The sequence below is a fragment of the Rheinheimera sp. F8 genome (genome assembly GCF_001518915.1).
Genome location: NZ_CP013656.1, coordinates 3,369,920 through 3,384,085 on the forward strand (window position 1 = coordinate 3,369,920; position 14,166 = coordinate 3,384,085).

The 14,166-nt window shown below is 53.1% G+C and carries 11 protein-coding genes; 4 read left to right on the forward strand and 7 right to left on the reverse strand.

Annotation, left to right across the window (positions count from 1 at the left end):
• Positions 1-43 precede the first annotated feature (43 nt).
• Positions 44-1,435, forward strand: coding sequence for a Na+/H+ antiporter NhaC family protein (locus ATY27_RS15065; RefSeq protein ID WP_244151324.1), 1,392 nt, complete (start codon positions 44-46; stop codon positions 1,433-1,435).
• An 89-nt stretch (positions 1,436-1,524) separates the two neighbouring features.
• Here the strand turns inward: ATY27_RS15065 and ATY27_RS15070 are convergent, their stop codons facing one another.
• From ATY27_RS15070 to ppsA, 3 genes are all read right to left on the reverse strand, one after another.
• Positions 1,525-4,422, reverse strand: coding sequence for an FAD-binding and (Fe-S)-binding domain-containing protein (locus ATY27_RS15070; protein WP_208931446.1), 2,898 nt, complete (start codon positions 4,420-4,422; stop codon positions 1,525-1,527).
• Between the two features lie 93 nt (positions 4,423-4,515).
• Positions 4,516-5,484 (reverse strand): ADP-ribosylglycohydrolase family protein, encoded by a 969-nt coding sequence (locus ATY27_RS15075; protein WP_208931447.1) that lies wholly within the window; start codon positions 5,482-5,484, stop codon positions 4,516-4,518.
• Between the two features lie 172 nt (positions 5,485-5,656).
• Complete coding sequence (ppsA, locus tag ATY27_RS15080) at positions 5,657-8,032, reverse strand: phosphoenolpyruvate synthase (RefSeq protein WP_208931448.1); 2,376 nt, start codon at positions 8,030-8,032, stop codon at positions 5,657-5,659.
• Between the two features lie 138 nt (positions 8,033-8,170).
• Here ppsA and ATY27_RS15085 point away from each other — a divergent pair, with 138 nt between their 5' ends.
• Complete coding sequence (locus ATY27_RS15085; protein ID WP_279614562.1) at positions 8,171-8,980, forward strand: pyruvate, water dikinase regulatory protein; 810 nt, start codon at positions 8,171-8,173, stop codon at positions 8,978-8,980.
• Here ATY27_RS15085 and ATY27_RS15090 read toward each other — a convergent pair.
• On the reverse strand, positions 8,977-9,570 hold the full coding sequence (locus ATY27_RS15090) for a TetR/AcrR family transcriptional regulator (RefSeq protein WP_208931450.1): 594 nt from the start codon (positions 9,568-9,570) through the stop codon (positions 8,977-8,979). The two genes, ATY27_RS15085 and ATY27_RS15090, sit on opposite strands and share 4 nt — an antisense overlap.
• 112 nt (positions 9,571-9,682) lie before the next feature.
• Here ATY27_RS15090 and ATY27_RS15095 point away from each other — a divergent pair, with 112 nt between their 5' ends.
• Entirely contained in the window at positions 9,683-10,135 is a 453-nt protein-coding gene (locus ATY27_RS15095; protein ID WP_208931451.1) for an HPP family protein, read from the forward strand.
• Between the two features lie 4 nt (positions 10,136-10,139).
• Here the strand turns inward: ATY27_RS15095 and ATY27_RS15100 are convergent, their stop codons facing one another.
• The 3 genes from ATY27_RS15100 to ATY27_RS15110 form a co-directional block, all read right to left on the reverse strand.
• A complete protein-coding gene (locus ATY27_RS15100) occupies positions 10,140-11,195 on the reverse strand; it encodes a 2-dehydropantoate 2-reductase (protein WP_208931452.1) in 1,056 nt (351 codons plus the stop codon).
• 30 nt (positions 11,196-11,225) lie between these two features.
• Positions 11,226-12,575: a 3-deoxy-7-phosphoheptulonate synthase class II gene (locus ATY27_RS15105; protein WP_208931453.1), complete on the reverse strand. Its 1,350-nt coding sequence runs from the start codon at positions 12,573-12,575 to the stop codon at positions 11,226-11,228.
• A gap of 144 nt (positions 12,576-12,719) precedes the next feature.
• On the reverse strand, positions 12,720-13,175 hold the full coding sequence (locus ATY27_RS15110) for a low molecular weight protein-tyrosine-phosphatase (protein WP_244151325.1): 456 nt from the start codon (positions 13,173-13,175) through the stop codon (positions 12,720-12,722).
• Between the two features lie 82 nt (positions 13,176-13,257).
• Between ATY27_RS15110 and ATY27_RS15115 the strand changes: the two genes are divergently transcribed.
• Entirely contained in the window at positions 13,258-14,166 is a 909-nt protein-coding gene (locus ATY27_RS15115; protein WP_208933508.1) for a MoxR family ATPase, read from the forward strand.

The window sequence follows — 14,166 nt, forward strand, 5'->3', positions numbered from 1 at the left end:
AGTGCCATTCTAAATTTTTAATTGGTTGAATTGAGGTGAAATTTTGGCTGAATGGATGACGCTGATACCAGCAGTTGTGGCAATTGCGGTGGTATTGTGGCGTAAAGAAGTAATAGTCGCATTGGTTTTATCATTATTCAGCGCAGAGCTGCTGCTGTTAATCAAAGGCGGTAGCTCGTTATTTGGTGCCTCCACCCTGGGTGCCGTCAATACACTCGAAGCGATGACTACTGTACTGACAGATCCGGGTAACGCCCGCCTGCTACTGTTTGCACTGATGGTCGGCGCCTTGATGGCGTATATGCGCTATTCCGGCGGCGTTGCGGCACTGGTCACCAGTCTGGTTAATCGTGGTGTGGCAAAAACCGCCCGACAAAGTAAATTACTGGCGTTTTTTACCGGCGTCGTAATTTTTATCGAATCGAATTTGTCTGTGCTGACTGCCGGCATTTTATCGCGGGGTTTGTTTGATAAATTTAAAATCAGCCGGGCCGAACTGGCCTACATCATCGACAGTACCAGCGCACCAATTTGTATTCTGATTTTACTCAATGGCTGGGGCGCATATGTACTGGGGTTGATTTCACCCTATGAACTCAAAGACAACCCGGTAACGGTATTGATGTCGACCATTCCGCTGAATTTCTACGCTATTTTCACGCTGGTGCTGGTATTTTTTACCATCTGGACCGGGCGTCATTTGGCGCCGATGCGTCGCGCCAATGAACAGCTGAATAAAATCGACGGTCATGACGAGCAGGAAGTCGCGCCAACCAAAGCCCGTTATATGCTGGTGCCGCTACTGACGATGATTGTCGGCATGGTCGGTTTCATGCTGTGGACCGGTAACGGCGATTTATCGCAAGGTTCTGGCTCTAAATCTGTGTTATATGCCACGACTTTAAGCTGTGTGGTTGCGTATCTGATGTTACTGCTGAGCAAACAATATAATCATCAACAGTTGGTCAATATCGGTTTTAAAGGCATGAGTGAGTTACTCGGGCTGGTCAGTATTTTGTTGCTGGCGCTGGCGTTGGGCCAAAGTCTGAAGAACCTCGGCACAGGTTTATACATCTCAGGGTTGGTGGCTGAATCATTACCGTTGTGGTTGGTTCCCGCCATGTTGTTCTTAGCCGGCGCGCTGATTTCGTTCACCACGGGCACGTCATGGGGCACTTTTGCCATCCTGATCCCGATTGGTATGCCGCTCGTGGTAAATCTTGGTTTGCCACCGCCGCTGGTACTGGCCGCTATTCTGGGTGGTGGTGTATTTGGTGATCACTGTTCGCCTATTTCAGATACCACTGCCGTCAGTGCGGTCGCTGCCGGTTGTGATCTGCTGGAACATACCCGCACCCAACTGCCCTATGCATTAATTTGCGCAGGGCTGGCGCTGGTCGGTTATCTGGTCTGTGGCCTGGTGATGATTGGTTAAATCACCCTGAGGGATCGAAAAAGCAGCCTGGTGCTGCTTTTTTTATTGCTGGTGCTACGCAAAAAATGCAGGCGCTATTTTCGGCGCTGTCAGCGCAGCAGCTCTGCACTGGATTGCTGGTCCAGCAACTGCAACAAAGATTGGTAAATCAAACCACTATGGGCGGATAAACCAATTTCACAGGTGCGGCTGGTGGAATAACCTCCCTGACAACTACCGACCTGACTTTGCAGCGGCGCCAAAGCAGCGGCATTAAGTTCTGGTAACTGGAAGCCTTTGTCGCCGGCAAATCCGCAACAATGGATATCCTGCGGCACCACCACATTGTGGCTCAACAGCGAAGCGAGTTGCAACTGCGCGCCGTCGGCCTGCATGCGCCGGCTGGAGCAAGTCTGATGCAACGCAATGCTGTGCGCTGTCGGCGTCACCTGCAAGCGCGGCAACAGATACTGCAGCGCAAAACTGGCCGGTTCTAATAACTGCAGCTGGGCGTAGCGCGGATCTTTCGCCGCATCTTCCAGCAGTTTGTGCGCACAGGGGCTGGTATCGACCAGGACCGGACGTTGGCCCTGCTGACTTTGTTGCCATAGTGCCGCCAGCACCTCATTGGATTTGGCCGCTGCTGCATGAAATTGGCCTTTACTCTGAAATGGCAAACCGCAGCATTGGCTGGCGAGCTCGGCAGGATAACTAAACTGCAAGCCCGCTTTGTCCGCCAGCGCGCGCACGATGTAAGTCAGATTGCGCGGGTCCGGATTGTCAGTCTGCGGCCCCATCACCCGGCTGACACAACTCGGCAGGTAGATAAAATCCACGTCATTTTGATCATCCGCTGGCGCAAGCGCGCCGGCACTGGTTGGCATCGTGCTGAGCCAGACCGGCGAACCATAAGGATGTAAACGCTGAGTCAGCCGTTGCAGCCGGCCGGCACCGACGATACGTGCAGTGGCGTGTCCAAGCGTCAGCCCCACACCGGCGATTGTTGTCACCTGAGCAAAATGTGCGGCCAGCGCTTGGCTGACTTTACCTTCAGGCTGGGCAAGACTGCGACTTTGCCGCGTCAAATCGCCGGTATTAATTCCCACCGGGCACTGCGTGGCACAGAGACCACAGGCGGCGCAAGTTTGTATCGCCTGATAATCATGATGTTGCAACAAGTCGGCCGACAATTCCGCTTTGCCTTCTGCATCCAAAGTCGCGAGATGCCGGTTTGCCACAATGCGCTGTCGCGGAGTCATTGTCAGATTGCGTGATGGACAAACCCGCTCACAGAAACCACATTCGATACAGGCATCGATCAGTGGATTGCTGATCGGCAGTGGTTTTAACTGTTTCAGGTGCACCAGCGGATCATCGTTCAGTAAAACGCCTGGGTTCAAGATACCATTTGGGTCCAGCAACTGTTTGATCCGGCGCATCGCGGCATAGGCTTTGTCGCCCCATTCGCGCCGGACAAAAGGCGCCATATTGCGGCCGGTGCCGTGCTCGGCTTTGAGTGAACCGTCAAAGCCATCGACGACATGGCAAACCACCGCATCTATCAGCTGCTGATATCTGTGTTTGTCGGCTTCGGTAGAAAACCCTTGGGCAAAAATAAAGTGCATATTGCCGTCAAGCGCATGGCCATAGATCACAGCATCAGCGTAGCCGTGTTGATTCAGCAAGGTACGCAGAGCTGCCAACGCTTCGGTCAGCCGCGCCACCGGATAACAGACATCTTCAATCAACGCCGTCGTCCCGGCGGCTCGGGTGGCGCCGACCGCCGGGAAAACGCCTTTACGCACATTCCAGTATTGCTGACACACCAGCGCGTCGGTACTAAACGCCAGGCTACGCGGGTCTTTAAACGGTGCGATGGTCTGTTCAATCAAACTAATTTGGCGCGCTAAGGAGTCCGTAGTTTCGGCACCAGTCTGCACTAAGAGCGCTGTAACACCGGCTTCCAAACCAGCCACGACCGGCGGAACGCCCACCTGATACCGGACCGCAGTCAGCGCCTTGTCGTCGAGTAATTCACAAGCCCCGACGACCTGACGCCCTAACTGAGACAGTGCCTGGACCGCAAGACCGGCTTGTTGCAGGTCCTGAAACAGCAAAAACGCACTGGCACTGTAGGGATCCAGCGCAATAGTGCGCTGCGTAACTTCGGCGATAAATCCCAGCGTTCCTTCTGAACCGATCATTAAGTGACACAACATCTGCAGCGGGTCATCAAAATCGAGCAGTGCGCGCAGGCCATAGCCGGTGGTATTTTTCAGCTGGTACTTGCGCCGGATGCGGCTACAGAGTTCGGCGTCACTACGCAGCGTCGCAGCGACTGCACTGAGGTCTGCCAACAGCTCGGCCTTGTGTTGCCGAAACGCAGCAACGTTTGTTGGATTGGCGCTATCGAGCACAGTACCATCCGCCAGCACCAGTTTTATTGCATGCAACACCTGATAGGTATCCAGCGCATTCATCCCGGAAGCGTTATTGGCGCAGATCCCGCCAATGGTCGCGCTGGCCAGTGACGCCGGCACCGGCGCGATCATCCGGCCATAGGGTTTTAGTATGCTGTTGGCATCGCCGCCTCTGACCATCGGGCCGCAGCTGATTAACAAACCGTCCTGCTCGACCTTGCTATAACAAAAGCCATTTCCAAGTTGCACCAACACCTGATCGGTCAGGGTCTGGCCGGATAAACTGGTGCCGGCAGCGCGGAACGTCAGGCCAACTTGATAGCGCTGAGCTGCGGTCAATACCTGCTGTAGTTGTTCAACATTATCAATACGTAATATAAGCTGCGGGATCAGTTGGTAAAAACTGGCATCGTGACTTTTGCTGATGAGATCTAGCGGATTTGTGTTGAGCGCGCCTGCCGGTAACTGCGGGCTGATATCATGGGCAAAAGCCGCAATGGCTGCTGCGTTGGTTACAGACTGGCGGAAAATGTACTGGCCTGTCGCGGTGGTTTGCTGCGCTGTAGCCTGATTGTCATGCATCGCCATCACAGTCACCCAATAATTTATTCGCCTATTACTCAATATACTTCAGTAATTATTCGAATGGTAGCAGGTGACTGCCGGCAGCACTGGCTTTAGTCAGCGATTCGCTTCAGCTGCGCTGGCTGGTGTCAGCTCCGTCAGTTGTTGCGCCAACAATTCGGCATCAACCGGCCAAAACATTTCGTCGCGCGGTTGTTCCACCCCGGTGACGCCGTCCTGAGGCCGGCAGTTTTTCAGGGCATCGCGCCATTCCTGTGGCACCTGTTCAATGCCGCCTATAGCGCCAAACACTGCTGCCACGATGACGGTATTCGAGCCGGTATCACCACCGAGTCTGATCGTGTCGACCATAGCCTCACCCAGCGATTTCGCATAAAGCAGCTGAAACAACAAATTCTGAAAAGCCGCCAACGCCGGATTTTGCTGACGCAAATCAGTGCTCCCCGGCATAAACAAAGCCTGTTGGATGCTTTGTCGGATTTGCGGATCGACTTTGAGCTCTTGCGCCCAGATCTCGACATCCTGATACAGCGTCTCCGCATCCGCGCCGGTATCGATGGCTTTGGCCAGTAACATGGCGTAAAGCCCACTGATCTGCTGCATCTGTACGGCATTTTGGGTCAATGCTGTGTCGGCCATGGCCCAGGCGGCAATTTGTGGCAGCGAATAATGCACGCCGAGAATACATAAAGGCGTTAAACGGGACAGCGCATTGGCGGTGTAGTCTTTTTCATCGGCCCCGCCAACTATTGCGCGTTGCAACGAAGCGCCGAGCGCAAAAGGTTCAGTGCTCAGCCAATAACGGTAAGCCGACAGCGCCTGATCTTCCTGATAACTGCGGCAATACTGCAGCATTCTGGCCTGCAGCAACATCAGTTCGCCTTCTTCGGTTGGTTGCCCTGCCAACGTGTGCCAGGGGCCACAATCCTGCAATTGCAACAGCTCAGCGGCTGGTTTGCGCCGCAATTCTACCGGCTGACAAAACTCAAATTGGGTGCCCAGTGCATCGGCCGCCAATGCCGCCGTCAGCGCGCCCTGCGCCCGTTGCAATGTGGTTAAAGACATGACACCTCCTGTATGCAATAAAACTGATGCACAGTCTGCAGGCTGAACTGGTACATTGCAAGCGGATGATTTTACAAAAGCCACTATTTATAAGGCTTCCAGCTGGCCTGACAACACAAAGCCAGCCCGAAGGCTGGCTTTTACGTGTGCATGTCTCAGCAGAACTTAGCCATTAACCGCCGTACTTTTCCGCCAGATACAACCAGGTTTCCAGCACGGTATCCGGGTTCAGTGACACCGAGTCGATCCCCTGATCCATCAGCCAGGCGGCAAAATCTTCGTGATCTGATGGACCCTGGCCACAGATCCCGACATATTTGCCCTTGGCTTTCGCCGTTGAAATAGCCATCGACAGCAGTTTTTTGATCGCCGGATTGCGTTCGTCAAATAAATGCGCAATCAGACCGGAATCGCGATCGAGGCCCAAAGTCAGCTGGGTCAGGTCGTTTGAACCAATCGAGAATCCGTCAAAGAATTCGAGGAATTCTTCTGCCAGCAGGCAGTTCGACGGCAGCTCACACATCATGATGACTTTGAGGCCGTTTTCGCCGCGTTTTAAGCCTTGTTCAGCCAGCAGACCAATCACCGCTTCGGCTTCGCTTAAGGTCCGCACGAACGGGATCATGATTTCAACATTGGTCAGGCCCATGTCGTTGCGCACCCGCTTTAACGCCTCGCACTCCAGTGCAAAACAATCGCGGAAGTCTTCCGAGATATAACGCGAAGCACCACGGAAACCAATCATCGGGTTTTCTTCATGCGGTTCATACTGGCGACCGCCGACCAGGTTGGCGTATTCGTTCGATTTAAAATCTGACATCCGCACGATGACACGTTCCGGCGCAAATGCGGCGGCCAGCGTCGAAATGCCTTCAGTCAGCTTGGCAACATAGAATTCCACCGGCGAGGCATAACCAGCCATCATTTCGTCGATTTGCGCTTTAACATCAGCTGGCTGTACGTTGTAGTTCAGCAAGGCTTTTGGATGCACACCAATCATCCGGTTGATGATAAATTCTAACCGCGCGAGACCAATACCGGCATGCGGTAGCTTGGCAAAGCCAAAAGCGCGCTCCGGATTGCCGACGTTCATCATGATCTTCATTTTCAGTGGTGGCATCGCATCCACACGGGATGTCACGACATTAAATGGCAAAATGGCATCGTAGACAAAGCCGGTGTCGCCTTCCGCGCAGGAGACTGTCACTTGCTGGCCGGTTTTGACAGTCTCGGTGGCATCGCCACAGCCCACCACGGCTGGAATACCGAGTTCGCGGGCGATGATCGCGGCGTGACAAGTACGGCCACCGCGGTTAGTGACGATGGCAGAGGCCCGTTTCATGATCGGTTCCCAGTCTGGATCGGTCATGTCCGTGATCAGCACATCACCCGGCTGGATTTGGTCCATATCCGCAATGCTGGCCAGCACTTTAGCTGTACCGGAGCCAATTTTATGGCCAATAGCACGGCCTTCAGTGACGATAGCGGCACTGCCCTGTAACTGGTAGCGCTCCATCGAATTGCTGTCTTCACGCGAGCGCACGGTTTCCGGCCGCGCCTGCACGATGTACAGTTTGCCGTCGATGCCATCTTTGGCCCACTCGATGTCCATCGGCCGGCCATAGTGTTGTTCAATCGTCACCGCCTGACGGGCTAATTCTTCCACTTCGGCGTCGGTCAGAGAGAACTGCCGGCGTTTGTCCGCCGCAACATCTTCAATCCGTACTTGTTTGCCGTGGCTTTGCTCGCTGGAGTACACCATCTGCACCAGCTTGCTGCCTAAGGTGCGGCGCACCACAGCAGGACGACCGGCACTGACGGTTGGTTTATGCACATAGAATTCATCCGGGTTGACGGCGCCCTGCACCACCATTTCGCCGAGGCCATAACTTGACGTGATAAAGACCACGTCTTCAAAACCCGATTCGGTATCGATGGAGAACATCACACCGCTGGAAGAACAATCCGAACGCACCATCCTTTGCACACCGGCTGATAACGCCACACCGCGGTGGTCGTAGCCCTGATGCACGCGATAAGAAATGGCGCGGTCATTAAATAATGAGGCAAATACGTGTTTGATTGCTTCAATCACGTGCTCGTAACCACGCACGTTTAAGAAGGTTTCCTGCTGCCCGGCAAAAGACGCATCCGGCATATCTTCGGCGGTTGCGCTGGAGCGTACTGCAAAAGACGCATCGTTGCCCATACCGGCACACAGCTGGTCAAAGGCCTGGCGAATTGCAGTTTCGAATTCGGCGTGAAATGGTGTGTCTATAACCCATTGGCGGATTTGTGCGCCGGCTTTAGCGAGGGCCGTCACGTCGTCGACATCGAGGCCATCAAGCAGCTGATAAATCCGCTCGTTGACGCCGCTTTGCTCAAGGAATTGGTTAAAAGCTTCAGCCGTAGTGGCAAAGCCGCCCGGGACTTGCACGCCAACGCCGGCCAGGTTACTAATCATCTCACCCAAAGAGGCATTTTTGCCTCCAACCCGCGGGACATCGTGCATGCCCAAATCCTGATACCAAACAACGAATTCTTGCACAGTATGTCTCCAATTTTTGTTGCAGGTTATGTAAGCTTACAGCGGCAGCCACCAAAGCAACATAATTCTACACTGCTGGCCGTCTGAATTAAAATGCTAATTTTTCTTGAAAATTTATAACAACAAATGGAGTTTCAGATGCGTACAGCCTTTTATATCTCTGATGGTACCGGCATAACGTCCGAAGTGTTCGGACATGCTTTGTTATCGCTGTTTGAAGCCGAATTCGATCATGTGACTATCCCATTTGTCGAAACTGCCTTGAAAGCAGAACAAGCCAAGCAACGAATTAACGATCGTTATAAAACTACCGGAGTACGGCCTTTGGTGTTTTTAACTTTTGTCGACGAACAACTGCGCGCGATTATTAACAGCTCCGAAGGGGTCTGTTACGACTTCCTGAATGCTTTTGTTGAGCCGATGCAAAAAGAACTTGGCATTCCGGCCAAGCCCAAAACCCACCGCACCCACAGTATTCACGAAAAAACCTATGATTTTCGCATCGACGCCGTCAATTACGCGCTGGCCAATGACGACGGCGCCAACCTGAAAGATTACGCCAAGGCCGATATCATCTTAGTCGGCGTCAGCCGCAGTGGCAAAACGCCGACTTCGTTGTATCTGGCACTGCAATACGGCATCAAAGCGGCCAATTATCCGTTTGTTGAAGAGGATATGGATTCGTTGAGTTTGCCGGCAGCATTGCGGCCGCACCGTAATAAGCTATTTGGCCTGACTATCACGCCAGAGCGCCTGAGCCAAATTCGCGAACAGCGCCGGCCGGGCAGCCGTTATGCGTCGCTGCGCCAATGCAAACTGGAACTGGATGAAGTGGAAAATCTGTACCAGAAAGAGCGGGTGCCATTTTTAAATTCAACCACGCTGTCGATTGAAGAGATCAGCGCAAAAATCATGGCAGAAACCGGCCTGAAGCGGCAGAAATACTAAGCTGGGTGCCGGGCCGCCAATTGCCACAGCGACAATGCCCGCATTGCAGCAGTGGGATCGGCGTTTAAGGCGGCCGCTGTTTCTGCGCCGTCTTTTAGCAGAAGGAGCAGCCCGAGCTTCGTACTGGCCTGTTGCTCTTGTGGCCAACATAACTGCAGATGCGGGGCTACCAACGCCGCCAAATCCAGCCGGAACTGCTGACAACGCGCCTGGACAGCTTGCTCGTGTACTTCTAACGCAACTTTTGTAAAAAAACAGCCGTGAAAACTGTGCAACTGCGGAACTTCACCGGCAAACCAGTCCTGCAGCGCCAGAAAAAACGCTTCCAGTGCGGCCGAACCCCGCTCCGCCTGGCTCAAACGCCCTGCCATCCAGTTCAGCCAATCAGTTGCCCGCTGCTCTAATACGGCCAGTAATAATTCCTGCTTGGCCGGGAAATGGTGATACAAAGTTTTTTTAGCGACACCGGCTGTGCTGAGCACTTCATTAATACCAACCTGATGCACACCACGTTGATAAAACAGCTGAAAAGCCGCTGCGACTAATTGTTGTTTTTTATCCAGCAGCGCTGCTGTTGGCGTGTTACTCATAACTGTGTTCCATCAGGATGACAGAAACAGATTGACAGAGGTAGACTGATTTGTCTACCCTGCTACTTCAATCAACTTTAGCGCAGTGGTTGCTGCGTGGGATTATTGGCTTATGTCACGTTTTCGTTGGCAATTAGTGGTGTCTGTCGGAGCTTTTCTGGCAATCTGGCTGTTGTGTCAATCGGCCGTCTGGCTGCAAGGTTATAGCCTGTTGATGGCGCCTTTTGGCGCGACGCTGGTGTTGATATTCGCCACCCCTGACAGCCCGCTGGCGCAACCACGCAATGTCATTGGCGGCCATCTGTTAGCCGCTGCAATTGCTCTGGCGTTATTGCACAGTTTTGGCAACAGTGCTGAGATCACTGCAGCGGCCGTCGCGTTGTCAATCTTGCTGATGATCCGCACCCATACGGTACATTCACCGGCCGGTGCCACCGCATTAGTCGTGATGATGAGTAAACCTGGGTGGTTATTTTTGCTGACGCCTGTGGCCGCCGGCGCTATCGGGCTGGTACTGCTGGCCAAGTGTTATGACCGCTATTGCGCCCATCCGCTGCGTTCCTGAGCGGTTAATTTAATCCCAGTTGGCGGCACCAGTCGGCCGGATCAGGTTTTATGCTGCTGCCCGCTTCGTATTGATGGATCCACTCCACAATCGCCTGATTCACCGGTGTGGCGATGCCATAGCGTTGACCCAACGCAACGACAGCTCCATTTAAAAACACAATTTCGGTACGCCGGCCCTGCAGGAGATCCTGATACATCGATAAACGGGCTTCCGGATCTATCCGCAACATCCGGCTGGCTAAGCGTCGAAACAACCAGTCTGGCAGGTTTAACACGCGTGGTAATAAAGTGGGACTCACAGCGGTATATTGGCGGGGTCTTACTTGCTCTTTGGCGCAAATGGCCAGCCATTCCCGCATCGAAGCTGCCAACAGACGGCGCCAATCGCGGTGCAGCAATTGCTGTCGCAGCGGTAAATCACTAATTGCATTTAAAGCATTGTTCAGATTGAGCAATAACTTACCGTATTCTGCTGCCTGCATATCTGCTTCAATTTGTATTGCCAGTCCCTGCGCGTGAAACAGGTTAGCCAGATACTGCATCACGGCAAATGAAGTAGCAGGCCAGATCAGGTCGCCACTGCTGCTTTGCTGAAACTGCCCCGGCGCAGTTTTCACGACGTTAAAAGGCACGATGGCACGATACACCTGATTATGCAGTTGAGACTGGATGATGTCGCTGATGCCAATACCATTTTGCAGTGCTATCACCGGCACATCGGGCCGCAGATGCGGTTTGATTTGGCGGACCAAAGCCGTCAGCGCGGTCGCTTTGACGGTCAATAAGACGATGTCAGCTTCAATCAGACTGACGTAGGAAGTATAAAATGCGACCGCAGCGACGCTGGCCTGGAAATGTTCGGCACCTTGTTGCCAGCTGGCCGTCAGACCATGGGCCGCCAGTTCGAGGCCCATATAATCGCGGCCAAACAACAATAATTCTAAGTCAGTGTCCTGCGCCAGAATGGCAGTTAAAAAACAACCGATGCTGCCTGCGCCAACAATGCCTACCCGGTATTTACGACCACTGGTTTGCACTTTGGCTTGCAGATCCTGCATCGGTTGTCCTTGACCGGTCAACCCGGTAGTTTATTTACGCACACTTCTGAGCGTATCCGCGATCAAAAACGCCAGTTCCAACACCTGATCGGCATTTAACCGTGGGTCGCACTGTGTAAAATAACGCTGACTCAAATCGTTTTCAGATAAGCCATAAGCGCCGCCGGTACATTCAGTAACGTGCTCGCCAGTCATTTCCAGATGGATACCGCCGGCATGCGAACCTTCCGCCTGATGGACGGCGAAGAAGTTGCGGATCTCGCGTAAAATGGCTTCAAAATCACGGGTTTTGTAGTCATTGCTGGCTTTGACGGTATTGCCGTGCATCGGATCTGAACTCCAGACCACTTTGCGGCCTTCACGCTGCACCCGACGCACCAAAGCTGGCAGTTTGTCGGCCAACTTGTCGGCGCCCATCCGCGTGATGAGGGTAATACGGCCCGGAATATTGTCCGGGTTCAGCTTGTCGATTAACCGGATCAGGTCGAGCTCATCCATGCCCGGACCAATCTTCACGCCGATCGGGTTATGGATGCCGCGGAAGAATTCGATATGCGCATGATCCAGTTGCCGGGTCCGCTCGCCAATCCACACCATATGGGCGGAACAGTCGTACCAGAGGCCGGTTAATGAATCACGGCGGGTCAGCGCTTCCTCATAATTCAGCAGCAAAGCTTCATGTGAGGTATAGAGCGTAGTTTCGCGGATAGACGGTGACGTCTGCGCGCTAATTCCACAAATTTCCATAAAACGTAGTGCTTCCTGGATCCGCTGGGCGATATCCTGGTAGCGGCCTTTTAACGGATTGCTTTCAACAAAGCCCATGTTCCAGCGGCTGACCTGATGTAAATCAGCGAGGCCGCCCTGGGCAAAAGCGCGTAACAGGTTCAGCGTTGCCGCACTGTGGTGATAAGCCGTCATCAGCCGGTTTGGATCCGGCTGACGGGCCGCTTCGGTGAATTCAAAACTATTGACGATATCACCGCGGTAACTTGGCAGGCTGATGCCGTCAATCGTTTCTAAATCGCTGGAGCGTGGCTTGGCGTATTGGCCAGCCATCCGGGCAACTTTGACCACAGGGCAACTGCCGGCAAATGTCAGCACCACCGCCATCTGTAACAGTACTTTAAAAGTGTCCCGGATCTTCGGCGCATTAAAGTTGCTAAAGCTCTCCGCACAATCGCCACCCTGCAATAAAAATGCATTGCCCTCGGCCACCTGGCCGAGCTGACTAAACAGATCACGGGTTTCCTGAGCAAAAACCAGCGGCGGATATTTATGCAGCTGTTGCTCTACCGAGGCTAATAAAGCCTGATCGTCATAATGGGGTTGCTGTTGGATCGGAAATGCTCGCCAGCTTTGAGGCGTCCAGGTAGTCACTTTAAGATTCCTATTTCAGGTGTTTGTGGATGTTAATTTCACTTGGGTTATGGCTCCACCGCACAAGGTAAAGGCAGCCGCTGTGAAATTCAACGTTTTCACCGGATAAATTTCAATCTGGACGTATAAACGGCTATTTAATCGTCAGCCTTGCTTTAACTGGCGCAGCAATTGCTGACAAGACTGCTCAATTAAATCAAAAACTACGGCAAATCCGCGTGGCCCGCCATAATAAGGATCTGGTACTTCCTGCCACTTTGGAAATTCCGGGTGGTACTGCATCAGCAATTTCAGTTTATGTTGGTGTTCCGGCGGACAACGTTTGATCAGATCAGCCAGATTTTGCTGATCCATCGCCAGAATCAAATCATATTCAACAAAGTCGGTGCTTAATACCGGGCGGGATTTGATGCCCTTAAACGAATAATCTGCTGCTGCTTTAATGCTCCGCGGATCCGGCGCATCGCCTTTGTGCGAGGCACTGGTACCAGCAGATTCCACTGCACAAGGCAGACCTTGTGTCGTCGCGAGTTGACGAAATACCGCATGCGCAGTCGGTGAACGGCAGATATTGCCAAGACAAACAAACAGGATTTTCAAGGGCATTGTCCTTGCGCCTAAAGAAGTTGCGCCAGTATACGAATTTTGTGACTATTTGCCAAAGTGCCAGACAAACAAGGACATTCCAGTGTTACATGCATTACACGCTGTCGAGCAACAACTGAATCTGGTGATCCTTGGCAAGCCGGACCAGATCCGGCTGGCGCTGACCTGCCTGCTGGCTGGCGGCCATTTATTACTTGAAGATATGCCCGGTATGGGCAAAACCACTTTGGCGCATGCGTTGGCGCAAAGTCTTGGCCTGAGCTACCGCCGGGTACAGTTTACCAGCGATTTGCTGCCGGCCGATTTGACCGGATTTAACCTGTTTGACGCCAGAACACAGGAATTTAAGTTCCAGCCGGGACCGGTGTTCAGCCAGGTGTTATTAGCCGATGAGATCAACAGAGCCAGCCCAAAAACTCAGAGTGCTTTGCTTGAAGCAATGGAAGAGCATCAGGTGTCCATCGACGGTGCAACCCGCGAGTTGCCGTCACCGTTTTTTGTCATTGCGACCCAAAATCCACAGAACTACAGTGGCACCAACGCTTTGCCGGAATCACAGCTCGACAGATTTATGATGCGGCTGAGTCTTGGTTTTCCGGACCGCGCTGCTGAGTTACAACTATTACAGCAACCCGCCGGACGTGTTGAAGCGATGCGTGCAGTGCTCGACACCGCAGGATTACTGCAACTACAAGCGCAGGTCGATACGATTAAATGCAGCGACAGTCTGCTGCATTACGTGTTGGATCTGGTTCAGCACAGCCGCCAGCGCGACGATATGCAACCATTATCGCCACGTGCTGCCAAGGCATTGGTGCGGGCCGGACGTGCCTGTGCACTGTTAGACCAGCGTAGTTTTGTCACTGCTGACGATATCCGGCAGGTGTTCACTGCTGTGACCGAACATCGGTTGCAGCCACGCGGGCACGCAGGCGAAACTGCCGCCAGCACGCTGCTGCTGCATCATACGCCTTGTAATATCTGA